Origin of the sequence: Pseudomonas sp. HD6515 (assembly GCF_024971855.1) — a bacterium.
GTDB lineage: Bacteria > Pseudomonadota > Gammaproteobacteria > Pseudomonadales > Pseudomonadaceae > Aquipseudomonas > Aquipseudomonas alloputida.
This window is the reverse complement of the sequence record NZ_CP079827.1, coordinates 459925-482809: the sequence shown is the minus strand read 5'-3', so window position 1 is coordinate 482809 and position 22885 is coordinate 459925. Positions and strand designations below refer to the sequence as shown.

Here is a 22885-nt window from a genome sequence, read left to right as displayed (position 1 = left end):
CGCAATCACAGAGAGAAGCAGTGGCAGGCCAGGCTTTTTTGCCCACAAAGACAAAACCCCTACCTGCATGCGCAGATAGGGGTTTTGCGAAATGAATCTTGACGATGACCTACTCTCACATGGGGAAACCCCACACTACCATCGGCGATGCATCGTTTCACTACTGAGTTCGGGATGGGATCAGGTGGTTCCAATGCTCTATGGTCGTCAAGAAATTCTGTTGCCAGAATGTCCAGATGGACAGCCCAGCGAATCCGGATATGCGATATTTGTGGTCTTACGAATTTTCGGGTCTTTCGTCTTCACCACCGCAATCTGCGTCAGCAAATTGCTTGGGTGTTATATGGTCAAGCCTCACGGGCAATTAGTATTGGTTAGCTCAACGCCTCACAGCGCTTACACACCCAACCTATCAACGTCGTAGTCTTCGACGGCCCTTTAGGGGATTCAAGATCCCAGTGAGATCTCATCTTGAGGCAAGTTTCCCGCTTAGATGCTTTCAGCGGTTATCTCTTCCGAACATAGCTACCCGGCAATGCCACTGGCGTGACAACCGGAACACCAGAGGTTCGTCCACTCCGGTCCTCTCGTACTAGGAGCAGCCCCTCTCAAATCTCAAACGTCCACGGCAGATAGGGACCGAACTGTCTCACGACGTTCTAAACCCAGCTCGCGTACCACTTTAAATGGCGAACAGCCATACCCTTGGGACCGGCTTCAGCCCCAGGATGTGATGAGCCGACATCGAGGTGCCAAACACCGCCGTCGATATGAACTCTTGGGCGGTATCAGCCTGTTATCCCCGGAGTACCTTTTATCCGTTGAGCGATGGCCCTTCCATACAGAACCACCGGATCACTAAGACCTACTTTCGTACCTGCTCGACGTGTTTGTCTCGCAGTCAAGCGCGCTTTTGCCTTTATACTCTACGACCGATTTCCGACCGGTCTGAGCGCACCTTCGTACTCCTCCGTTACTCTTTGGGAGGAGACCGCCCCAGTCAAACTACCCACCATACACTGTCCTCGATCCGGATAACGGACCTGAGTTAGAACCTCAAAGTTGCCAGGGTGGTATTTCAAGGATGGCTCCATGAGAACTGGCGTCCCCACTTCAAAGCCTCCCACCTATCCTACACAAGCAAATTCAAAGTCCAGTGCAAAGCTATAGTAAAGGTTCACGGGGTCTTTCCGTCTAGCCGCGGATACACTGCATCTTCACAGCGATTTCAATTTCACTGAGTCTCGGGTGGAGACAGCGCCGCCATCGTTACGCCATTCGTGCAGGTCGGAACTTACCCGACAAGGAATTTCGCTACCTTAGGACCGTTATAGTTACGGCCGCCGTTTACCGGGGCTTCGATCAAGAGCTTCGCTTGCGCTAACCCCATCAATTAACCTTCCGGCACCGGGCAGGCGTCACACCCTATACGTCCACTTTCGTGTTTGCAGAGTGCTGTGTTTTTAATAAACAGTCGCAGCGGCCTGGTATCTTCGACCGGCATGGGCTTACGGAGCAAGTCCTTCACCCTCGCCGGCGCACCTTCTCCCGAAGTTACGGTGCCATTTTGCCTAGTTCCTTCACCCGAGTTCTCTCAAGCGCCTTGGTATTCTCTACCTAACCACCTGTGTCGGTTTGGGGTACGGTTCCCAGTTATCTGAAGCTTAGGAGCTTTTCTTGGAAGCATGGTATCAACCACTTCGTCGCCTAAAGGCAACTCGTCATCAGCTCTCGGCCTTGAAATCCCGGATTTGCCTAAGATTTCAGCCTACCACCTTAAACCTGGACAACCAACGCCAGGCTGGCCTAACCTTCTCCGTCCCTCCATCGCAATAACTGGAAGTACAGGAATATTAACCTGTTTTCCATCGACTACGCTTTTCAGCCTCGCCTTAGGGACCGACTAACCCTGCGTCGATTAACGTTGCGCAGGAAACCTTGGTCTTTCGGCGTGCGAGTTTTTCACTCGCATTGTCGTTACTCATGTCAGCATTCGCACTTCTGATACCTCCAGCAAGCTTCTCAACTCACCTTCACAGGCTTACAGAACGCTCCTCTACCGCATCATCGTAAGATGATACCCGTAGCTTCGGTGCATGGTTTGAGCCCCGTTACATCTTCCGCGCAGGCCGACTCGACTAGTGAGCTATTACGCTTTCTTTAAAGGGTGGCTGCTTCTAAGCCAACCTCCTAGCTGTCTAAGCCTTCCCACATCGTTTCCCACTTAACCATGACTTTGGGACCTTAGCTGACGGTCTGGGTTGTTTCCCTTTTCACGACGGACGTTAGCACCCGCCGTGTGTCTCCCATGCTCGGCACTTGTAGGTATTCGGAGTTTGCATCGGTTTGGTAAGTCGGGATGACCCCCTAGCCGAAACAGTGCTCTACCCCCTACAGTGATACATGAGGCGCTACCTAAATAGCTTTCGAGGAGAACCAGCTATCTCCGAGCTTGATTAGCCTTTCACTCCGATCCACAGGTCATCCGCTAACTTTTCAACGGTAGTCGGTTCGGTCCTCCAGTCAGTGTTACCTAACCTTCAACCTGCCCATGGATAGATCGCCCGGTTTCGGGTCTATACCCAGCGACTAAACGCCCTATTAAGACTCGCTTTCGCTACGCCTCCCCTATTCGGTTAAGCTCGCCACTGAATATAAGTCGCTGACCCATTATACAAAAGGTACGCAGTCACCTAACAAAGTAGGCTCCCACTGCTTGTACGCATACGGTTTCAGGTTCTATTTCACTCCCCTCTCCGGGGTTCTTTTCGCCTTTCCCTCACGGTACTGGTTCACTATCGGTCAGTCAGTAGTATTTAGCCTTGGAGGATGGTCCCCCCATATTCAGACAAAGTTTCTCGTGCTCCGTCCTACTCGATTTCATTGACAAGAGATTTTCGTGTACGGGGCTATCACCCACTATGGCCGCACTTTCCAGAGCGTTCCACTAATCTCAAACCAACTTAAGGGCTGGTCCCCGTTCGCTCGCCACTACTAAGGGAATCTCGGTTGATTTCTTTTCCTCAGGGTACTTAGATGTTTCAGTTCCCCTGGTTCGCCTCTTGCACCTATGTATTCAGTACAAGATAACCAGCTTATGCTGGCTGGGTTCCCCCATTCAGAGATCTCTGGATCACAGTCTGTTTGCCGACTCCCCAAAGCTTATCGCAGGCTACCACGTCTTTCATCGCCTCTGACTGCCAAGGCATCCACCGTATGCGCTTCTTCACTTGACCATATAACCCCAAGCAATCTGGTTATACTGTGAAGACGACATTCGCCGAAAATTCGTACGTTGCTCTTTCGAGCAGAACTCACAAATTTTACCTTAGCCTGATCCACCAGCAGTGAAACTGGTGTTCAGTCTATATCTATCACATATCCGAATTTTTAAAGAACGATCTGACAAAAGCCAGAAATCAACATTCGATGCGAATGCTCATTTCTGAGTTTGATCAAGGTACAGCAAGTGGTGGAGCCAAGCGGGATCGAACCGCTGACCTCCTGCGTGCAAGGCAGGCGCTCTCCCAGCTGAGCTATGGCCCCGCATATTGGTAGGTCTGGGCAGATTTGAACTGCCGACCTCACCCTTATCAGGGGTGCGCTCTAACCAACTGAGCTACAGACCTATATAGGGTCTTGATCGTCTTCGACAATGAATCAAGCAATTCGTGTGGGAGCTCATCAGCAGGCTGATGTCGTCGATTAAGGAGGTGATCCAGCCGCAGGTTCCCCTACGGCTACCTTGTTACGACTTCACCCCAGTCATGAATCACACCGTGGTAACCGTCCTCCCGAAGGTTAGACTAGCTACTTCTGGTGCAACCCACTCCCATGGTGTGACGGGCGGTGTGTACAAGGCCCGGGAACGTATTCACCGCGACATTCTGATTCGCGATTACTAGCGATTCCGACTTCACGCAGTCGAGTTGCAGACTGCGATCCGGACTACGATCGGTTTTGTGAGATTAGCTCCACCTCGCGGCTTGGCAACCCTCTGTACCGACCATTGTAGCACGTGTGTAGCCCAGGCCGTAAGGGCCATGATGACTTGACGTCATCCCCACCTTCCTCCGGTTTGTCACCGGCAGTCTCCTTAGAGTGCCCACCATAACGTGCTGGTAACTAAGGACAAGGGTTGCGCTCGTTACGGGACTTAACCCAACATCTCACGACACGAGCTGACGACAGCCATGCAGCACCTGTGTCAGAGTTCCCGAAGGCACCAATCCATCTCTGGAAAGTTCTCTGCATGTCAAGGCCTGGTAAGGTTCTTCGCGTTGCTTCGAATTAAACCACATGCTCCACCGCTTGTGCGGGCCCCCGTCAATTCATTTGAGTTTTAACCTTGCGGCCGTACTCCCCAGGCGGTCAACTTAATGCGTTAGCTGCGCCACTAAAATCTCAAGGATTCCAACGGCTAGTTGACATCGTTTACGGCGTGGACTACCAGGGTATCTAATCCTGTTTGCTCCCCACGCTTTCGCACCTCAGTGTCAGTATCAGTCCAGGTGGTCGCCTTCGCCACTGGTGTTCCTTCCTATATCTACGCATTTCACCGCTACACAGGAAATTCCACCACCCTCTACCGTACTCTAGCTTGCCAGTTTTGGATGCAGTTCCCAGGTTGAGCCCGGGGCTTTCACATCCAACTTAACAAACCACCTACGCGCGCTTTACGCCCAGTAATTCCGATTAACGCTTGCACCCTCTGTATTACCGCGGCTGCTGGCACAGAGTTAGCCGGTGCTTATTCTGTCGGTAACGTCAAAACAGCAAGGTATTAACTTACTGCCCTTCCTCCCAACTTAAAGTGCTTTACAATCCGAAGACCTTCTTCACACACGCGGCATGGCTGGATCAGGCTTTCGCCCATTGTCCAATATTCCCCACTGCTGCCTCCCGTAGGAGTCTGGACCGTGTCTCAGTTCCAGTGTGACTGATCATCCTCTCAGACCAGTTACGGATCGTCGCCTTGGTGAGCCATTACCCCACCAACTAGCTAATCCGACCTAGGCTCATCTGATAGCGCAAGGCCCGAAGGTCCCCTGCTTTCTCCCGTAGGACGTATGCGGTATTAGCGTTCCTTTCGAAACGTTGTCCCCCACTACCAGGCAGATTCCTAGGCATTACTCACCCGTCCGCCGCTGAATCAAGGAGCAAGCTCCCGTCATCCGCTCGACTTGCATGTGTTAGGCCTGCCGCCAGCGTTCAATCTGAGCCATGATCAAACTCTTCAGTTCAATACTGCTTGGGTTTTTAAGAAACCCTAAACTTGGCTCAGCAATCTCAAATGACTATGTGATTTCTCGCATGGTCACTTGTGATGCTGATAATCTTTTTGACTATCAGTCCGTACTCACAAGCACCCACACGAATTGCTTGATTCAATTTGTTAAAGAGCGTTTGGTTAAGAGCTTTTCGTCTCAACCGAGGCGCGCATTCTACGCTTTCCTCAGAGCCTGTCAAGCGTTTATTTTGAAGTTTTTTGCGAGAAACTCGTTTAGCTTCAAACACTTGGCTCGCTGCGATCTCTCGTAGCGGGAGGCGAATCATACAGCACTTGGAAGCGCTGTCAACCGCCATTTCAACCGCTTTCGATCATTCGATCGTAGCCCTTCCAGCTTTTGCCTTCACTACTTAACTCATTGAATCTCAAGGAGCTTTTCGTTCCGATGTCGCTGGAAGTGGGGCGCATTATAAGGGGATTCGAGAGGGCGTCAACCTTTTATTTCAAGAAACCTTAATATTGCTGAAAACGAAGCGGGGAGGCCTATCGGCCTCCCCGCTTCTATATAGCTAAACCATCCAGGCAATTACTCAGCCTTGAGGGTGACCCGGCCAAACGACTTCTTGCCCGCCTGGCACACATGCGTAGCACCAAGGACAAACATGAAGTCCTTGTCGACCACTGCACCATCAACCTTCACCGCGCCGCCACTCAGCAAATCTCGCGCCTGAGCCGAGTTCTTGACCAGACCAGCCCGATTCAACACCGCAGCAATTGGCAGGTCTTCCGCCGCAGCCACTTCGATCTCCGGCAAGTCCTCCGGCAGCTCGCCTTCCTTCATACGGTTACCGGCAGCACGGTGAGCATTGGCTGCAGCCTCCTCACCGTGGAAGCGCGCCACAATTTCTTCCGCCAGCTTGATCTTGATGTCACGTGGGTTGGCGCCATTGGCAACATCGGCCCGGAACTGCTCGATTTCTTCCATCGAACGGAAGCTCAGCAGCTCGAAGTAACGCCACATCAGGGTATCCGGGATCGACACCAACTTGCTGTACATCACCCCTGGCGCTTCCTGGATGCCGACATAGTTGCCCAGCGACTTCGACATCTTCTTCACACCGTCGAGCCCTTCGAGCAGTGGCATGGTCACGATGTTCTGCGCTTCCTGCCCATAAGACCGCTGCAGTTCACGCCCCATCAGCAGGTTGAACTTCTGGTCGGTACCACCCAGCTCAACATCCGCCTTCAGCGCCACCGAGTCATAGCCTTGCACCAGCGGGTAGAGGAACTCGTGGATGGCAATCGGCTGATTGGTGGTGTAACGCTTGTCGAAGTCATCACGCTCCAGCATGCGCGCGACGGTGTACTGCGAAGCCAGGCGAATGAAGTCGGCAGGGGTCAGCTTGTCCATCCACGTGGAGTTGAACGCGACTTCAGTCTTGGCCGGGTCAAGAATCTTGAACACCTGCTGCTTGTACGTCTCGGCGTTCTCCAGCACCTGTTCGCGGGTCAGCGGCGGGCGCGTGGCGCTCTTGCCACTCGGGTCACCGATCATGCCGGTGAAGTCACCGATCAGGAAGATGACCTGGTGACCCAGATCCTGGAACTGGCGCAGCTTGTTGATCAGTACCGTGTGACCCAGGTGCAGGTCCGGAGCGGTCGGGTCGAAGCCGGCCTTGATGCGCAGAGGTTGGCCGCGCTTGAGCTTCTCCACCAGTTCCGACTCGACCAGTACTTCTTCCGCACCGCGCTTGATAAGCGCCAGCTGCTCTTCAACCGACTTCATAGACAAACCCGCAAGGCTCAGATTCAGGGGGAGCCAACCATACAAGATCGGCCGTCAAATACAAGTTTCGCAAAGGAATGTGACCCGAACACAGGCTTGCGGCGTCTACGCGCCCTTGCGTGAAAATGGATTTGGTTATATTTTATACAGTTATTTCATCTTCATCATGTCATTCATCTTTTCCATTTCACCTTTTTCAAAGTCACCTTGCCCATGACCAACGAACCGCCTAAAGCGCCCCCGCTTTATCCGAAGAGCCATCTGTTGGCCGCCAGCGGCATCGCCGCCCTGCTCAGCCTGGCTTTGCTGGTATTTCCTTCCAGCGAAGTGGAAGCCAAGAAAACTACCCTCAACCTCGAGCTCGAAAGCCCTGCCGAGCAGCTGAAAGACGAATCCCGCGCTGCGCCCCTGGTGCAAAGCGAAGGTGAGCAAGGCTCGCCTTTCGCCCAGATCGAAGAGGCTACCCCCGAAACCCAGAAGGCCGATCAACAGGCCCCGGCTGCCGAACCGGTTGCCGAGGCCGCCAAGGAGCCTGGCCACCGCGAAGTCACCGTGGCCCGCGGCGATACCCTGTCCACCCTGTTCGCCAAGGTCGGCCTGCCCGCCAATGCTGTGCATGACTTGCTGGCCAGCAACAAGCAGGCCAAGCAATTCAGCCAGCTCAAGCACGGCCAGGTCTTGCAGTTCGAGCTCGACAAGGATGGCCAGCTGGCCAGTCTGCACAGCAAAGTCAGCAACCTCGAAACCATTCGCCTGACCAAAACCGCCAAGGGCTACACATTCAACCGTGAAATCAGCAAGCCGGTGATACGCACCGCCTATGCCCACGGCGTGATCAAGAGCTCGCTGTCAGCTTCCGCCCAGCGCGCCGGCCTGTCCCACAGCATGACCATGGACATGGCCCGCGTGCTGGGTTACGACATCGACTTCGCCCAGGATATTCGCCCAGGGGACGAGTTCGACGTGGTCTACGAACAGAAGGTGATGGACGGCAAGGTCGTCGGCACCGGTAACATCCTCTCTGCGCGCTTCACCAACCGCGGCAAAACCTACACTGCCGTGCGCTACACCAACAAGCAGGGCAACACTACCTACTACACCGCCGACGGCAACAGCCTGCGCAAGGCATTCATCCGCACCCCGGTGGACTTCGCCCGCATCAGCTCGCGCTTTTCCGCCGGTCGCAAGCACCCCATCCTGAACAAGATCCGCGCCCACAAAGGCGTCGACTACGCGGCCCCACGAGGTACGCCGATCAAGGCAGCCGGTGACGGTCGCATCGAACTGGCCGGGCGCCGTGGTGGCTACGGCAATACCGTGATCATTCAGCATGGCAACCGCTACAAGACGCTGTATGGCCACATGCAGGGCTTTGCCAAAGGCATCAAGACCGGCAGTACGGTCAAACAGGGCCAGATCATTGGCTACATCGGCACTACCGGCCTGTCCACCGGCCCACACCTGCACTACGAGTTCCAGGTCAACGGCGTGCACGTCGACCCGCTGAGCCAGAAGGTGCCAATGGCTGACCCGATTGCCAAGAACGAGCGTCAGCGGTTCCTGCAGCAGAGCCAGCCGCTGATTGCCCGCATGGATCAGGAAAAGGCCACCCTGCTCGCAGCGAACAAGCGCTAACCCATGGCGCTCTACCTGGGGGTGATGTCCGGTACTAGCCTCGATGGCCTGGATATCGCCCTGATCGAACAAGGCGAGCAGCTTGAACTGCTCGCCACCCACTACCTGCCCATGCCCCCGGACCTGCGCAAGGACCTGCTGGCCCTGTGCAGCAGCGGCACTGACGAGATTGCCCGTGCCGCACTGGCGGAAAACCGCTGGGCCAGCCTGGCCGGCGAAGGTATCCACCAACTGCTGGCTCGCCAGGGACTGAAGCCCGAAGCCATTCGCGCCATCGGCAGCCACGGCCAGACCATTCGCCATGAACCGTCCCGCGGCTTTACTGTGCAGATCGGTAACCCCGCACTGCTCGCCGAGCTGACCGGCATCAGCGTGGTCGCCGACTTCCGCCGTCGCGATGTGGCTGCCGGTGGCCAGGGCGCGCCACTGGTACCGGCCTTCCACGAAACCCTGTTCAGCCAGCTTGGCCGACGCCTGGCAATCCTCAACGTAGGCGGTTTCAGCAACCTCAGCCTGATCGAGCAGGACAAGCCGGTTCATGGGTTCGATTGCGGCCCGGGGAACGTGCTGCTGGATGCCTGGATCGAGCGCGAGCACGGCCACGCCTACGATGCAGATGGCGCCTGGGCTGCCTCAGGTGTGGTTCAGCCCGGGTTGCTCAGCGCACTGATGGCTGACCCGTTCTTTGCCGGCAGCGGCCCGAAGAGTACCGGCCGCGAGGTTTTCAACCTGCCTTGGCTGGATCGCCACCTGGCCAACCTGCCGGCATACCGGGCCCAGGACGTGCAGGCGACACTGCTGGAGCTGACCGCACGCAGCATCATCGATTCGCTTGGCAAAGCCCAGCAAGGCACCGAGGCGCTGTTGGTCTGTGGTGGGGGCGCCCGCAACGGCGCGCTGATGGCCCGCCTTGGCCAACTGCTACCGGCGGCCCGTGTTGCAAGCACTGGCGCCTATGGCGTAGACCCGGACTGGGTCGAAGCCATGGCCTTCGCCTGGCTGGCTCACTGCTGCCTGGAGGGTATCGCCGCCAACCGCCCCAGCGTCACTGCCGCCAAGGGCCTGCGCGTACTGGGCGCAATCTACCCGGCATAGCCGCTACGCCAGAAAGCAAAACGCCGCGCAATTGCGCGGCGTTTTCGTATGCCCAGCCCTTAGATCGAGAACGACGACCCGCAACCGCAGGTGGTCGCGGCATTCGGGTTCTTGATCACGAACCGCGAACCTTCCAGGCCTTCCTGGTAGTCCACTTCGGCACCCGCCAGGTACTGGAAGCTCATCGGGTCGACCACCAGGGAAACGCCCTCGCGCTCGACAATGGTGTCATCTTCGGCCACGTCTTCATCGAAGGTGAAGCCGTACTGGAAGCCGGAGCAACCGCCACCGGTAACGAACACTCGCAGCTTCAGACGCTCATTGCCTTCCTCATTGACCAGGTTCTTCACCTTCTGGGCTGCCCCGTGGGTAAATTCCAGACCGGTAGGGGTGAAGGTTTCGACGCTCATGTTGATTCTCCCGGCGCGGTAGCCGCCATAAAACTCGATGACGCGCATTATCCGCTTTCCCGAGAAAATCGGTCAAGAATTGTGCGGCTTTAGTCGCGACCTGCAAAAAGGCCCGCACGACGCGGGCCTTTTCCAATGCTGGTGGCCTTACGGCAGCAAGCCGGCATGGGACAGGCCCATGCGTTCATCCAGCCCGAACAGGATGTTGAGGTTCTGCACCGCCTGGCCGGAGGCGCCCTTGACCAGGTTGTCGATCACCGACAGCACCACCACCAGGTCACCACCCTGCGGGCGATGAACGGCAATGCGGCAGACGTTGGCACCACGCACGCTACGGGTTTCCGGATGGCTGCCTGCTGGCATCACGTCGACGAACGGTTCATCGGCATAGCGTTTCTCGAACAGCGCCTGCAGGTCGACCGAGGTATCGACCACGTTTGCGTACAGGGTGGCGTGGATACCACGGATCATCGGCGTCAGGTGCGGCACGAACGTCAGGCCGATATCCTTGCCTGCGGCCAGGCGCAAGCCCTGGCTGATTTCTGGCAAGTGACGATGCCCCTTGACTGCATAGGCCTTCATGCTCTCGCCGGCTTCGCAGAACAGCGAACCGACCGCGGCGCCACGGCCAGCACCGCTGACACCCGACTTGCAGTCGGCGATCAGGCGCGACGCGTCGGCCAGGCCCGCTTCCAGCAGCGGCAGGAAGCCCAGCTGGGTGGCAGTCGGGTAGCAACCCGGCACAGCGATCAGACGCGCCTGGCGGATCTTCTCGCGGTTCACTTCTGGCAGGCCGTATACCGCGTCCTTGAGCAGCTCTGGCGCGCCATGCGGCTGGCCATACCATTTGCCCCACTCGGCGGCATCCTGCAGGCGGAAGTCGGCAGACAGGTCGATCACCTTGGTGCCGGCCGCCAGCAGCTCACCGGCCAGGGCGTGGGCAACACCATGCGGGGTGGCGAAGAACACCACGTCGCAGGCCCCCAGAGCCTTGCTGTCCGGCACGCTGAACGCCAACCCGTCATAGTGGCCGCGCAGGTTCGGGTACATGTCCGCCACCGCCACGCCCGCCTCGGAGCGCGAAGTAATGACCGCCACTTCGGCCTGTGGATGCTGTGCCAGCAGACGCAACAGTTCGACGCCGGTGTAACCCGTGCCGCCGACGATACCGACCTTGATCATAACGCTTGCCCCTTATCAACGAGCCGTCTGGAAAGCGCACGATAATAGGGGCGCAGGGCGCCTGTAACAACTCTTCGGGTGACCCTTCGGGCGCTTGACCACTACTATCTGACGACCGTGATTACCTGAAGGAACTCCCTCCATGCTTTACCTATGGATCAAAGCGCTGCATATCGTCAGCGTGGTCTGCTGGTTCGCCGGCCTGTTCTACCTGCCCAGGCTGTTCGTCTACCACGCCCAGAGCCAGGACAGCATCAGCCAGGAACGCTTTGCGACCATGGAGCGCAAGCTGTACCGCGGCATCATGAATCCGGCGATGATCGCCACCTACGTTTTTGGCGCCTGGATGCTGTACCTCAATCCCGGCTGGCTGAGCCAGGGGTGGCTGCATGCCAAGCTCACCCTGGTGATCCTGCTGACCGGCTACCATCACGTGTGCGGTGCCCAGCGCAAACGCTTCGCCAATGGCACCAACACCCGCAGCCACGTCTACTATCGCTGGTTCAACGAAGTGCCCGTGCTGATCCTGCTGGGTATCGTCATTCTGGTGGTGGTGAAACCGTTCTGACATAGCCACCCGCTCAAGGAGCCTCGCCATGTCGCTACCTGCCTCGCTCGAACAACGCCTGCGGCTGCCCGTGGTTGCCGCGCCGATGTTCCTCATCTCCAACCCCCAACTGGTGCTGGCCTGCTGCGCCAGCGGCGTGGTTGGCAGTTTCCCGGCCCTGAACCAACGCGACAGCGCTGGCTTCAAGGCTTGGCTGGAAGAGATCGAGGCAGGCCTGGCTCAACTGCAGGCGCCAGCGCCCTACGCCGTCAACCTGATCGTCCACCCGACCAACCCGCGCCTGCAGGCCGACTTGGCCTTGTGCGTCGCACACCGTGTACCAATCGTTATCACCAGCCTGGGGGCAGTAAAGGAAGTGGTCGATGCCGTACACGGCTACGGCGGCCTGGTGCTCCACGATGTCACCACCCGCCGGCATGCCGAAAAAGCCGCCGAAGCGGGTGTCGATGGCCTTATCGCCGTCGCCGCAGGCGCAGGCGGCCATGCCGGCACCTGGAGCCCGTTCGCCCTGGCCGCAGAAATTCGCCAGTTCTTCGACAAGACCCTGCTGCTGGCTGGTTGCATTAACCACGGCCACGAAATCCTGGCCGCACAACTGCTGGGGGCGGACCTGGCGTACATGGGCACGCGCTTCATCGCCACCACAGAAAGCCAGGCTCAGGGCGCCTACAAACAGATGCTGCTGAACGCCCATGCCGCCGACATCATCCACACACCCGTGGTGTCCGGCATCCCCGCCAGCTTCCTGCGCCAGAGCCTGGAGCAGGCCGGCTACGACATGAACACCCTCAAGGGGGGGCAGGTGCAAGGCAAGCTCAAGCCGATCGATGACGAAGCGAAGGCCTGGAAGACCGTATGGTCAGCGGGCCAGGGCGTCGGAGCCATCCATGACCTGCCCAGCGCCAGCGCATTGATCGAGCGCCTGCATGGCGAGTACCGACAAGCCCTGGAACGCTGCCAGGTTTTGCGCGCCCGCGCCTTGTAGCAAAAGGCAACACCTTGCACGGGCAAGTTGTACACTAGGCGCCCTCTTCCGCCCCCAGGAGCCTTGCATGACCCGTTACGCCATGATCACTGGTGCTTCCAGCGGCCTGGGCCTGGCCTTGGCGGAAGCGCTGGCACGGCGCGGGCGCAATCTGATCCTGGTGGCACGCCAACGAGAAACGCTGGAGCCTGTCGCCATCGAACTGACCCAGCGTTTCGGTGTCGAGGTGCTGTTCCGCGCCTGCGACCTCAGTCAGCCGTTGCGCCTTTCAGGCTTCGTGCTCGAGCTGGAAGAAGGTGAGCGGCGTATCGATTTGCTGGTCAACTGCGCGGGCTTGCGCACCTATGGGCCGTTCCTGGCCCATGAGTGGGCCGACGAACAGGATCTGCTGGAAGTCAACGTGCTGGCCCTGAGCCGCCTGTGTCACGCCATCGGTAACCTGATGGCTGTGCAGGGTGGCGGGCAGATTCTCAACGTCGCCGGCCTGGCCGGGGTGGCGCCTGGCCCATGGATGGCCGCCTATGCCGCCAGCAAGGCCTATGTGCTGAGCTTTTCACAGGCCCTGCGCGAAGAACTCAAGCGCACCGGCATCAAGGTCTCTGTACTGTGCCCTGGCCCGGTACGTTCCGCACGCCGGCGCATTGCGCGGCTCGATGGCAAGCCGCGCTGTCTCAGCCCCGAGGAAGTGGCGCTGTACACCGTGCGGGCACTGGACAAGAACCGCGCACTGATCATGCCTGGCCGGCGCAACCGCTGGCTGGCGTTCGCACCGCGGCTGTTGCCGCGCTGGCTGGTGCGCAAGCTGGCCGGGGCCATCCACCGCCGCTATTGCCCCTTAGGCATGGAATAGCCACTGGGCGAGCGGCGCCCGGCTGAGTACACTCGGCCCGACCCTCACCATGGAGCAAGTGCTGTGGACGATCTATTCCTCAAAATCATCAACCGGGAAATCCCGGCAGATATCATCTATGAAGACGACCAGATCCTGGCCTTCAAGGACATTGCACCCGCGGCACCGGTACATTTTCTGGTCATCCCGAAAAAGCACATTCGCACCCTCAATGACCTGACCGAAGAAGACAAGGCCCTGGCTGGCCACATCCTGTTCACCGCCCAGCGCCTGGCTGTCGAACAAGGCTGCGAGGAAGGTTTCCGCGTGGTCATGAACTGCAACCCCAAAGGCGGCCAGACTGTCTACCACATCCATATGCACGTGCTTGGCCAGCGCCAGATGAACTGGCCACCGGGCTGACCCACGGCAAGCGACCCCGCCGCTATTGCGGTAAACTGTCGGGCACATTCTTGCGGAGGTGCCCGATGGCTACCGAACGTCACTACTCGCCGCTCGACCGCTTGTTGCTGCAGGCCGATACCGCCATGCGCACCTTGCTGCCTTTCAGCGGCCAACCTGCCCGGCCATCGCCGGCCATCGTCCAGCCAGACGTTGACCTGGACGAGCAACAGGCCCGCCATATTGCCGGGCTGATGCGCATCAACCATACCGGTGAAGTCTGCGCCCAGGCGTTGTACCAAGGCCAGGCCCTGACCGCCAAGCTGCCCGAAGTGCGCAAGGCCATGGAGCATGCCGCTGAGGAAGAAATCGACCACCTGGCCTGGTGCGAGCAGCGCATTCGCCAGCTGAACAGCCACCCGAGCGTGCTCAACCCTCTGTTCTACGGCATGTCGTTCGGTATTGGCGCACTGGCCGGGCTGGTCAGCGACAAGGTCAGCCTGGGCTTCGTCGCCGCTACCGAACATCAGGTGTGCAAACACCTCGACGAGCACCTGGAGCAACTCCCGCACGAAGATGAAAAATCCCGGGCCATTCTCGAGCAGATGCGCATAGACGAAGAGCAGCACGCCGAGTCTGCGCTGGAAGCCGGTGGTTATCGCTTCCCGGCCCCCGTCCGCTTTGGCATGAGCTTGCTGGCCAAGGTCATGACCAAGAGCACATACCGCATCTGAAGGCATCACCATGACGGATCGATTCGACGCCAAGGACCTGGCGCGCGCCGTGCAAGCAGGCATTCTCCAACCAGGCCAGGACCAAAGCCTGTTGGCATTCCTGCGCCAGCAACCCGCACCACGTGGCAGCTTTCAGCTGGCCCATGTTGCCTTCTACTTTGGCGCCATGCTGATCATGGCGGCAATGGGCTGGTTGCTCACCGAGGCCTGGATGAGCCTCGGTGACGGCGCGCTGTTGATCATCGCCAGCCTCTATATCCTGCTGATCACCTTGTTCGCCCTCAATCTGCAACGCCGCGCCCAGCCCGTCGCTGCTGGCGTGCTGGCAGCAGTAGCCGTCAGCATCGTGCCGCTGGCGGTATTCGCTATCGAACGCATGCTCGGCTGGTGGCCACTGGACGATGCGCAGGCTGACTACCACCAGTACTACACCTACGTGCAAGGCGGCTGGCTGGCGATGGAAGCAGCCACGGTGCTTGCCGGGCTGCTAATGCTGCGACTGATCCACTACCCGTTCGTCGTCATGCCAATGGCCGTGGCCTTGTGGTTCATGTCGATGGACCTTAGCGAGTGGTTCTTCGGCTCACCGTTCAGTTGGGAGCAGCGTCGCCACGTCTCACTGTGGTTTGGGCTGGGCTTGCTGGTGGTTTCCCTCGTGATAGACGGCCGCACACGTGAGGACTACGCCCGTTGGGGTTACCTCGCCGGGCTGGCAGCGTTCTGGGGCGGGTTGACGCTACTGGACAGCGGCAGTGAGTTGGGCAAGGCCATGTACTGCCTGACCAACATTGCGCTGATGGGCATGGCGGTGCTGCTGCGTCGGCCGGTGTTCATGGTGTTCGGTGCGCTGGGGGTGGCGGCTTATCTGGGATATCTGTCGTACGAGGTGTTTGCCCAGTCGTTGCTGTTCCCGTTGGTGCTGACCATGATCGGGCTGGGGGTTATCTGGCTTGGCCTGGTTTACCAAAAGCGCCGGGAGCGGTTGAGCCAGGCGCTAAGAAGCAGTCTTCCGCAATGGTTGCGGATGGCCCTTCCGGCCCTGCGCGACTGAAGCTCGCCCGGGCCGCAGGTGGGAGCGGGCTCACCCGCTTCCACAAGGGCTGCAAAGCGGCCCCGGAATCTAAGCCTTAACCCAGCTCTACGATTTCATACCCATGGGTAATCTCAACCCCGGCACGCTCGAGCATGATCGAAGCCGAGCAATACTTTTCCGCCGACAGTTCCACTGCCCGCTTGACCTGCGCTTCTTTCAGCCCCCGCCCCTTCACCACGAAGTTCATGTGAATCTTGGTGAACACCTTCGGGTCTTCGCTGGCGCGCTCTGCCTCCAGAAATGCCTCACAGCTTTCCACTGCCTGGCGCGACTTCTTCAGAATGCTCACCACGTCAAAGCTGCTGCAGCCACCCAGGCCCAGCAACAGCATTTCCATCGGTCGCACGCCCAGGTTGCGGCCGCCGGCCTCGGGCGGGCCGTCCATTACGACGACATGGCCGCTCCCCGATTCGCCGAGGAACATTGCCTCACCGGCCCACTGGATACGTGCCTTCATCTACCCGGACTCCTGATTTTCGGAAAAGGGTGTCAGCTTAGACCTTGTGCGGCTGTGGGAAAAGCACGAGATGTGTCGGTTTAGTACCGAAACATCTCGTAGTGTCTGATAAGCTGGCGCCAAATGACTGGCGCTCTCCGTCAGCCAACCTCTATAAAAAGCCTATGCGTCGTATCGAACAGGATTTCGTGATGGTTGCCTCCGCCCTACCCGCCAAGATAAAGAACATCGACAAGCTGCTGGTACACTGCCAGCGCCGCCGCTACACCGCCAAAAGCAACATCATCTGCGCCGGCGACCGGGCCGAGACACTGTCTTTTATCATCAAGGGTTCGGTGACCATCCTCATCGAGGACGACGACGGCCATGAAATGATCATCGCCTACCTCAACAATGGCGATTTCTTTGGCGAGCTAGGCCTGTTCGAGCCCGTTGATGGCGAGCAGCAGCGCAGTGCCTGGGTACGCGCCAAGACCGAATGCGAAGTGGCCGAAATCAGCTACGAAAAGTTTCGCGAACTGGCGCGCCAGGACCCTGAAATCCTCTACGCCCTGGGCAGTCAAATGGCCCAGCGCCTGCGCAACACTACGCGCAAGGTTGGCGATTTGGCATTTTTCGACGTGACCGGGCGAGTTGCCCGTTGCCTGCTGGAACTGTGCAAGCAGCCCGACGCCATGACCCACCCCGATGGCATGCAAATCAAGATTACCCGTCAGGAAATCGGCCGAATCGTCGGTTGCTCTCGGGAAATGGTCGGCCGCGTTCTCAAAGACCTCGAGGAACGCAGCCTGGTGCAGGTCAAGGGCAAGACCATGGTGGTCCACGGTACCCGCTAGTCCTTGGGCAACTCGGCCAGCACCTTGGCGTAGGCCTGCGAAAGGCGCTCGAACCAGGGCGCTGCCGGCGCCACTTCGTGCAAGGCGATGTGCGCATCGGCGCGACAGCGTTGCTCCAGCTCACAGCACTCGTTGAAGCGGTTGACCGCCGCCACCATCGACTCACGCTCGTTGTCCAGCAGCAGCGCACCGTGCACCAGCACCACAGGGCGCTTGCCACCCAGGCCCTGACGCCAGCGCTGGGCGGTACCCACCAATTTGCGGCCATTGAGGTTGACGTTGTAGCGGCCATCGCAGAAGGCCCCGTCGATTTCCCCGACTGACGCCACCCCGCCCCACTCGCGCAGCACATCGCACAGCGGCAGACACAGGCGCTCGTAGGCATTTTCGATACGGCCGTGGTCGCCTTCACTGCGCGGCGCGGCGTAGACCAGTGCAACGTTCACCGTCGAATGCGACTGAGGCACCGGCTCACCGCCAGTTTCTCGCAGCAGCACCGGCCAGCCAGCAATAGCCAATTCCGCGCAGGCGACCTCGAAGTTGCCCAGCCGGCTCATGCGTCGAGGCATGACCAGCGCGTGGTCGGTGGGGCGCCAGAACAGCACACCATTCTCGCGTTCGCCGAGGCAGACGGCGGCCAGCAGTTCCTGCTCGGCGTGCAGGCCTTGTTCGACGCTCAGGGCCAGGGGTTGATCGGTCATTGATCCACCTATGATGTTGATTTCAAGGGCCTCTTCGCGGGTTAACCCGCTCCTACAACAGGGCGCGTACCTGTGTGGGGGCGGGCTTGCCCGCGACACGGCCATTACAGGTACAAAAAAGCCGGCAAAAACGCCGGCTTCATTTGATCAGTCCAGTTGCTGAACAGTCTTCTTCACCTGCTCGGGGAAGAACAGCCGCTGTAATTCCAGGCCAGGCTGCTCGGCGCGCATGAACGCCTCTCCCACCAGGAACGAGTAAACCTCGTTGATTGCCATCAGCTCCACATCGGCCCGGTTGAGAATACCGCTTTCGGTAATCGCCAGACGGTCACGCGGAATGCGCGGCAGCAGGTCAAGGGTGGTTTCCAGGCTGACTTCGAAGGTGTGCAGGTTGCGGTTGTTCACCCCAACCAGCGGTGTATCCAGGGTTTTCAGCGCGCGCTCCAGTTCATCACCATCGTGCACTTCTACCAGCACGTCGAGGCCGACGTCCTTGGCGGTGGCCGCCAGTTCAGCCATCTTCACGTCATCCAGCGCCGACACGATCAGCAGTACGCAATCTGCGCCCAGGGCCCGGGCTTCGACGATCTGGTAAGGGTCGACCATGAAGTCCTTGCGGATCACCGGCAGCGAAACCGCCGCGCGGGCCTGCTGCAAGTACCCATCGGCACCCTGGAAATAATCGACATCGGTCAACACCGACAGGCAGGTGGCCCCGCCCTTCTCGTAGCTGACCGCGATTTCCGCTGGCACGAAGTGCTCGCGGATCACGCCCTTGCTTGGCGACGCTTTCTTGATTTCGGCAATCACCGCTGGCTGCTTGCGCTTGGCCTGCTCGATCAGCGCGTTGGCGAAGCCTCGCGGGGCGTCAGCGGCCTTGGCCAGGCCCTCCAGTTCGGCGAGGCTGACGCGCGCACTGCGCTCGGCCACTTCCTGAAACTTGCGGGCAATGATCCTTTCCAGCACCGTCGGCACACTCATGCTTCGTTCTCCACCTTGAATACTGCAGTAAAGGCACCCAATTCCTGCAGCTTTTCCCAGGCCAAGCCGGTGTGCAGTACATCATGGGCCAGTTCTACACCGGCTTTCAGGCTCATGGCATGGTCAGCGGCATACAGCGCCGCGCCGGCATTAAGCACGATCATCTCGGCGGCCTTCTGACCGTCCTCGGTCTTGCGCCGGCCCAGCGCATCGCGGATCAACTCCAGCGAAGCCTGAGGGCTCTCGACAGCCAGGCCATGAAGGCTCTGGCTCTTCATGCCGAGGTCTTCCGGCTCTACCCAATATTCAGTGATTTCGCCGTTTTTCAGTTCGGCAACGAAGGTGGGCGCAGCCAGGCTGAACTCGTCCAGACCATCCTTCGAGTGCACGACCAGCACATGCTTGCTCCCCAGGCGCTGCAGCACCTCAGCCAGCGGGCGGCAAAGGGTTTGTGCGAACACACCGACCACCTGGTGCTTCACTCCGGCCGGATTCGTAAGCGGGCCGAGCATATTGAACAGGGTGCGCAACCCCAGTTCTCGACGTGGGCCAGCGGCATGTTTCATGGCCGAGTGGTGACTTTGCGCGAACATGAAGCCGATGCCCAGGCTGTCGATGCAGCGTGCCACTTGAGTCGGCGTCAGGTTCAGGTAGATGCCGGCAGCTTCCAGCAGGTCGGCACTGCCGCTCTTGCCCGATACTGCGCGGTTACCATGCTTGGCCACGGGGCAACCCGCCGCCGCCAGGACGAAAGACGAAGCGGTGGACACGTTGAAGATGTTGGCGCCATCACCGCCGGTCCCGACAATATCGACGACACCATCGAGGCTTTGCAGCTCGACCTTTTCGGCCAGCTCGCGCATCACCGACACCGCACCGACGATCTCGTCGATGCTTTCGCTTTTCATGCGCATGCCCATCAGGAAAGCGCCTATCTGCGCTTCGCTGCACTGACCGGTCATGATCTGGCGCATGACCTCGCGCATTTCTTCGGTAGTAAGGTCCAACTGGCCGACGATACGGCTCAACGCACTCTTGATATCCATGTTCGATCCTTAACGGCGGCCGCCGGTCTGCTTGAGGAAGTTGGCGAACAGTTCGTGGCCCTGCTCGGTCAGGATCGACTCAGGGTGGAATTGCACCCCTTCGATATTCAGCGTCTTGTGGCGCAGGCCCATGATCTCATCGACCGAGCCGTCAGCATGGGAGGTCCAGGCGGTAACTTCCAGGCAGTCGGGCAAGGTTTCACGCTTTACCACCAGCGAGTGGTAACGGGTCACGGTCAGCGGGTTGTTAAGGCTGGCGAACACGCCCAGGTCGCGGTGATATACCGGGCTGGTCTTGCCGTGCATGACCTGGCGTGCACGTACAACGTCGCCGCCAAAGGCCTGCCCGATTGACTGGTGGCCCAGGCATACGCCGAGGATTGGCAACTTCCCGGCGAAATGCAGGATGGCCTCGATGGACACGCCCGCCTCGCTTGGGGTGCATGGGCCCGGGGATACGACGATGCGCTCAGGGTTGAGGGCCTCGATCTGAGCGATGGTCAATTCGTCATTGCGAATGACCTTGACCTCGGCACCCAGCTCGCCAAGGTACTGAACGACGTTGTAAGTGAATGAGTCGTAATTGTCGATCATCAGTAACATGGTGTTAAACCTCTTGAATCTACTGACTTCATGATTCGAACCTTCCTGCACCAGCCACAGGCGCGGCTTTGCCACAACAGGCGGTAAACGAGAAGGCAAACGGGGGCGGGCCGGGCGGGCCGGCAGGAGATAAAGTCAGGCGCGCCAACGCCAACGGGCGTGGGCCTTGATTACGCGCATCAAGAGTTTGCTGACGATCAACACAGGATAGGTCTCGCTCATACGTCCCGGCACAGTAGCCTACCGGGGCGACGGGCGCAATATGCCTGTAAACACGGGGAAACGAATGGACTTGGGAGCGAAGCACTACGATTTGCTAAGGTCGATGGGGTTGTCCTGATAAAAACAAAGAAAAGGATGTTCCCTGATGCGAAAAGCCCCGTTATTGCGCTTTACCCTCGCTTCACTGGCCTTGGCCTGTAGCCAGGCGTTGGCCGGCCCTTCGCCCTATTCAACCCTCATCGTGTTTGGCGACAGCCTCGCCGATGCAGGGCAGTTTCCCGACCTGAGCGGCGGTACCCCAGGCGCGCGTTTCACCAACCGCGATGCCGACGGCAACTTCGCTCCGGTGTCACCGATGATCCTCGGTGGCCGCCTGGGCGTCGCGCCTGGCGACCTGAACCCGTCGACATCCATAGGCATCCAGCCCGATGGTAATAACTGGGCAGTTGGCGGGTACACCACCCAACAGATCCTGGACTCGATCACGACAACGTCCGAGACCGTCATCCCACCAGGAAACCCCAATGCCGGGTTGGTGCTGCGCGAGCGCCCCGGCTACCTGGCCAACGGCCTGCGCGCCGACCCAAATGCCTTGTATTACCTGACAGGTGGCGGTAACGACTTCCTGCAGGGCCTGGTGAATAGCCCGGCCGACGCCGTAGCCGCCGGCGCCCGCCTGGCTGCCAGCGCCCAAGCCCTTCAGCAAGGAGGCGCGCGCTACATCATGGTCTGGCTGCTACCTGACCTCGGCCAAACGCCCAATTTCAGCGGCACGCCACAGCAAAACCCACTGTCACTGCTCTCCGCTGCGTTCAACCAGTCACTGATCAGCCAGCTAGGGCAGATCGATGCCCAGATCATTCCACTGAACATCCCTGTGCTGTTGAGCGAGGCGCTGTCCAGCCCCAGTCAGTTCGGCCTGGCCAGCGACCAGAACCTGGTCGGTACCTGCTACAGCGGTGATAGCTGCGTGGAAAACCCGGTGTACGGTATCAACGGCACAACGCCAGACCCGACCAAACTGCTGTTCAACGACTCGGTCCACCCGACCATCGCGGGTCAGCAGCTGATTGCCGATTACGCCTACTCGATCCTCGCAGCCCCCTGGGAACTGACCCTGCTACCGGAAATGGCCCACGCCAGCCTGCGGGCTCATCAGGATGAGTTGCGCAATCAGTGGCAGACGCCTTGGCAAGCCGTTGGCCAATGGCAAGCCTTTGTCGCCAGTGGCGCTCAGGACCTGGACTTCGACGGCCAGCGCAGCGCGGCCAGCGGTGACGGCCGCGGCTACAACCTGACCGTGGGCGGCAGCTATCGCCTGAACGACGCCTGGCGCCTGGGCCTGGCCGGCGGTGCGTACCGGCAGAAGCTGGAAGCTGGCGAACAGGATTCGGACTACAAGCTGAACAGCTATATGGCCAGCGCCTTTGCCCAATACCGTCAGGATCGCTGGTGGGCCGACGCGGCGCTGACCGCCGGGCACTTGGACTACAGCGACCTCAAGCGTACCTTCGCCCTGGGCGTGAATGACCGCAGTGAAAAAGGCGACACCAACGGCGAGGCCTGGGCAATGTCCGGGCGGCTGGGCTACAACCTGGCGGCCGACACCAGCAACTGGCAGTTAGCACCTTTCATCAGTGCCGACTATGCGCGGGTGAAGGTGGATGGCTACGACGAGAAGAGCGGGCGCTCGACGGCGCTTGGCTTCGATGACCAGGAGCGCACGTCACGTCGCCTGGGCGTGGGGCTGTTGGGCAGTGTGCAGGTACAGCCAAATACCCGGCTTTTTGCCGAGGTGGCGCAGGAGCATGAGTTTGAGGACGACGAGCAGGATGTGACGATGCACCTGACCAGCTTGCCGGCGAATGATTTCACCCTGACCGGGTATACGCCGCACAGCGACCTGACCCGGGCGAGCCTGGGTGTGAGCCATGAACTGGTGGCAGGGGTGCATTTGCGCGGGAACTACAATTGGCGCAAGAGTGATGAGTTGACGCAGCAGGGCGTTAGCGTGGGGGTTAGTGTGGACTTCTGAATTGCTGGGGGCCGCTTTGCGGCCCATTCGCGGGTAAACCCGCTCCTACGACGGC

At 59.3% G+C, this 22885-nt stretch carries 18 protein-coding genes, 2 tRNA genes and 3 rRNA genes; 10 read left to right on the top strand and 13 right to left on the bottom strand.

All coding sequences use genetic code 11. The annotated features are described in order from the left end of the window. Positions 1 to 96 precede the first annotated feature (96 nt). From rrf to tyrS, 6 genes are all read right to left on the bottom strand, one after another. Positions 97 to 212, bottom strand: a 5S ribosomal RNA gene (rrf, locus tag KW568_RS02125). Between the two features lie 131 nt (positions 213 to 343). Next, a 23S ribosomal RNA gene (locus KW568_RS02120) occupies positions 344 to 3236 on the bottom strand. Positions 3237 to 3470: 234 nt separating this feature from the next. Then, a tRNA-Ala gene (locus KW568_RS02115) sits at positions 3471 to 3546 on the bottom strand. A gap of 6 nt (positions 3547 to 3552) precedes the next feature. After that, positions 3553 to 3629, bottom strand: a tRNA-Ile gene (locus KW568_RS02110). A gap of 77 nt (positions 3630 to 3706) precedes the next feature. After that, positions 3707 to 5243 (bottom strand): 16S ribosomal RNA (locus KW568_RS02105). The 16S, 23S and 5S rRNA genes sit together here with 2 tRNA genes alongside, the layout of an rRNA operon. A gap of 573 nt (positions 5244 to 5816) precedes the next feature. Beyond that, on the bottom strand, positions 5817 to 7016 hold the full coding sequence (tyrS, locus tag KW568_RS02100) for a tyrosine--tRNA ligase (RefSeq protein ID WP_004574941.1): 1200 nt from the start codon (positions 7014 to 7016) through the stop codon (positions 5817 to 5819). Between the two features lie 213 nt (positions 7017 to 7229). On the opposite strand from tyrS, the gene KW568_RS02095 reads away from it, so the two are divergent. Together KW568_RS02095 and KW568_RS02090 are read left to right on the top strand one after the other, a co-directional pair. Further along, a complete protein-coding gene (locus tag KW568_RS02095; protein WP_003255509.1) occupies positions 7230 to 8651 on the top strand; it encodes a peptidoglycan DD-metalloendopeptidase family protein in 1422 nt (473 codons plus the stop codon). A gap of 3 nt (positions 8652 to 8654) precedes the next feature. Next, positions 8655 to 9746 carry an anhydro-N-acetylmuramic acid kinase gene (locus KW568_RS02090; protein WP_004574936.1) on the top strand — a complete coding sequence of 364 codons (1092 nt, stop codon included), beginning with the start codon at positions 8655 to 8657 and terminating at the stop codon, positions 9744 to 9746. Positions 9747 to 9805: 59 nt separating this feature from the next. Here the strand turns inward: KW568_RS02090 and erpA are convergent, their stop codons facing one another. Beyond that, positions 9806 to 10156: an iron-sulfur cluster insertion protein ErpA gene (erpA, locus tag KW568_RS02085; protein ID WP_003255511.1), complete on the bottom strand. Its 351-nt coding sequence runs from the start codon at positions 10154 to 10156 to the stop codon at positions 9806 to 9808. 147 nt (positions 10157 to 10303) lie between these two features. Continuing rightward, complete coding sequence (gene argC, locus KW568_RS02080; protein WP_003255512.1) at positions 10304 to 11338, bottom strand: N-acetyl-gamma-glutamyl-phosphate reductase; 1035 nt, start codon at positions 11336 to 11338, stop codon at positions 10304 to 10306. A gap of 142 nt (positions 11339 to 11480) precedes the next feature. On the opposite strand from argC, the gene hemJ reads away from it, so the two are divergent. The 6 genes from hemJ (at position 11481) to KW568_RS02050 (ending at position 15907) form a co-directional block, all read left to right on the top strand. Then, the gene (gene hemJ / locus KW568_RS02075) at positions 11481 to 11906 is read left to right on the top strand and encodes a protoporphyrinogen oxidase HemJ (RefSeq protein WP_004574934.1); all 426 of its coding nucleotides are present in this window, start codon (positions 11481 to 11483) and stop codon (positions 11904 to 11906) included. Between the two features lie 28 nt (positions 11907 to 11934). Beyond that, a complete protein-coding gene (locus tag KW568_RS02070) occupies positions 11935 to 12891 on the top strand; it encodes a nitronate monooxygenase family protein (RefSeq protein ID WP_004574932.1) in 957 nt (318 codons plus the stop codon). A 67-nt stretch (positions 12892 to 12958) separates the two neighbouring features. After that, positions 12959 to 13741: an SDR family oxidoreductase gene (locus KW568_RS02065; protein WP_003255516.1), complete on the top strand. Its 783-nt coding sequence runs from the start codon at positions 12959 to 12961 to the stop codon at positions 13739 to 13741. 63 nt (positions 13742 to 13804) lie between these two features. Continuing rightward, the gene (locus KW568_RS02060) at positions 13805 to 14143 is read left to right on the top strand and encodes a histidine triad nucleotide-binding protein (protein WP_003255518.1); all 339 of its coding nucleotides are present in this window, start codon (positions 13805 to 13807) and stop codon (positions 14141 to 14143) included. 65 nt (positions 14144 to 14208) lie between these two features. Next, positions 14209 to 14856, top strand: coding sequence for a 2-polyprenyl-3-methyl-6-methoxy-1,4-benzoquinone monooxygenase (gene coq7, locus KW568_RS02055; protein ID WP_003255520.1), 648 nt, complete (start codon positions 14209 to 14211; stop codon positions 14854 to 14856). A gap of 10 nt (positions 14857 to 14866) precedes the next feature. Next, positions 14867 to 15907, top strand: a complete 1041-nt coding sequence (locus tag KW568_RS02050) for a DUF2157 domain-containing protein (RefSeq protein WP_259537521.1) — start codon at positions 14867 to 14869, stop codon at positions 15905 to 15907. Positions 15908 to 15983: 76 nt separating this feature from the next. Here KW568_RS02050 and KW568_RS02045 read toward each other — a convergent pair whose 3' ends face one another. After that, positions 15984 to 16406, bottom strand: a complete 423-nt coding sequence (locus KW568_RS02045; protein WP_004376171.1) for an OsmC family protein — start codon at positions 16404 to 16406, stop codon at positions 15984 to 15986. Positions 16407 to 16597: 191 nt separating this feature from the next. Between KW568_RS02045 and crp the strand changes: the two genes are divergently transcribed. After that, positions 16598 to 17242 carry a cAMP-activated global transcriptional regulator CRP gene (gene crp / locus KW568_RS02040; RefSeq protein ID WP_003255524.1) on the top strand — a complete coding sequence of 215 codons (645 nt, stop codon included), beginning with the start codon at positions 16598 to 16600 and terminating at the stop codon, positions 17240 to 17242. Here the strand turns inward: crp and KW568_RS02035 are convergent. The 4 genes from KW568_RS02035 to KW568_RS02020 form a co-directional block, all read right to left on the bottom strand. Beyond that, positions 17239 to 17943, bottom strand: a complete 705-nt coding sequence (locus KW568_RS02035) for a lipoyl protein ligase domain-containing protein (protein WP_004574928.1) — start codon at positions 17941 to 17943, stop codon at positions 17239 to 17241. The two genes, crp and KW568_RS02035, sit on opposite strands and share 4 nt — an antisense overlap. A 147-nt stretch (positions 17944 to 18090) precedes the next feature. Continuing rightward, positions 18091 to 18924, bottom strand: coding sequence for an indole-3-glycerol phosphate synthase TrpC (gene trpC, locus KW568_RS02030; protein ID WP_004574927.1), 834 nt, complete (start codon positions 18922 to 18924; stop codon positions 18091 to 18093). Beyond that, positions 18921 to 19970: an anthranilate phosphoribosyltransferase gene (gene trpD, locus KW568_RS02025; RefSeq protein WP_003255529.1), complete on the bottom strand. Its 1050-nt coding sequence runs from the start codon at positions 19968 to 19970 to the stop codon at positions 18921 to 18923. Before trpD ends, trpC begins: the two co-directional genes overlap by 4 nt. Positions 19971 to 19979: 9 nt before the next feature. Then, positions 19980 to 20573 carry an aminodeoxychorismate/anthranilate synthase component II gene (locus KW568_RS02020; RefSeq protein WP_004574924.1) on the bottom strand — a complete coding sequence of 198 codons (594 nt, stop codon included), beginning with the start codon at positions 20571 to 20573 and terminating at the stop codon, positions 19980 to 19982. A gap of 367 nt (positions 20574 to 20940) precedes the next feature. Here KW568_RS02020 and estP point away from each other — a divergent pair, with 367 nt between their 5' ends. Beyond that, the gene (gene estP / locus KW568_RS02015) at positions 20941 to 22830 is read left to right on the top strand and encodes an esterase EstP (RefSeq protein ID WP_004575019.1); all 1890 of its coding nucleotides are present in this window, start codon (positions 20941 to 20943) and stop codon (positions 22828 to 22830) included. Positions 22831 to 22885: the final 55 nt, after the last annotated feature.

Bases quoted from the DNA above. Each gene is read 5' to 3' on its own strand.
- trpD (WP_003255529.1), bottom strand. From the start codon at position 19,970: ATGGATATCAAGAGTGCGTTGAGCCGTATCGTCGGCCAGTTGGACCTT.
- crp (WP_003255524.1), top strand. From the start codon at position 16,598: ATGGTTGCCTCCGCCCTACCCGCCAAGATAAAGAACATCGACAAGCTG.
- KW568_RS02035 (WP_004574928.1), bottom strand. From the start codon at position 17,943: ATGACCGATCAACCCCTGGCCCTGAGCGTCGAACAAGGCCTGCACGCC.
- KW568_RS02050 (WP_259537521.1), top strand. From the start codon at position 14,867: ATGACGGATCGATTCGACGCCAAGGACCTGGCGCGCGCCGTGCAAGCA.
- trpC (WP_004574927.1), bottom strand. From the start codon at position 18,924: ATGAGTGTGCCGACGGTGCTGGAAAGGATCATTGCCCGCAAGTTTCAG.
- KW568_RS02090 (WP_004574936.1), top strand. From the start codon at position 8,655: ATGGCGCTCTACCTGGGGGTGATGTCCGGTACTAGCCTCGATGGCCTG.
- coq7 (WP_003255520.1), top strand. From the start codon at position 14,209: ATGGCTACCGAACGTCACTACTCGCCGCTCGACCGCTTGTTGCTGCAG.
- KW568_RS02020 (WP_004574924.1), bottom strand. From the start codon at position 20,573: ATGTTACTGATGATCGACAATTACGACTCATTCACTTACAACGTCGTT.
- KW568_RS02045 (WP_004376171.1), bottom strand. From the start codon at position 16,406: ATGAAGGCACGTATCCAGTGGGCCGGTGAGGCAATGTTCCTCGGCGAA.
- KW568_RS02070 (WP_004574932.1), top strand. From the start codon at position 11,935: ATGTCGCTACCTGCCTCGCTCGAACAACGCCTGCGGCTGCCCGTGGTT.
- KW568_RS02065 (WP_003255516.1), top strand. From the start codon at position 12,959: ATGACCCGTTACGCCATGATCACTGGTGCTTCCAGCGGCCTGGGCCTG.
- KW568_RS02095 (WP_003255509.1), top strand. From the start codon at position 7,230: ATGACCAACGAACCGCCTAAAGCGCCCCCGCTTTATCCGAAGAGCCAT.
- argC (WP_003255512.1), bottom strand. From the start codon at position 11,338: ATGATCAAGGTCGGTATCGTCGGCGGCACGGGTTACACCGGCGTCGAA.
- estP (WP_004575019.1), top strand. From the start codon at position 20,941: ATGCGAAAAGCCCCGTTATTGCGCTTTACCCTCGCTTCACTGGCCTTG.
- tyrS (WP_004574941.1), bottom strand. From the start codon at position 7,016: ATGAAGTCGGTTGAAGAGCAGCTGGCGCTTATCAAGCGCGGTGCGGAA.
- hemJ (WP_004574934.1), top strand. From the start codon at position 11,481: ATGCTTTACCTATGGATCAAAGCGCTGCATATCGTCAGCGTGGTCTGC.
- erpA (WP_003255511.1), bottom strand. From the start codon at position 10,156: ATGAGCGTCGAAACCTTCACCCCTACCGGTCTGGAATTTACCCACGGG.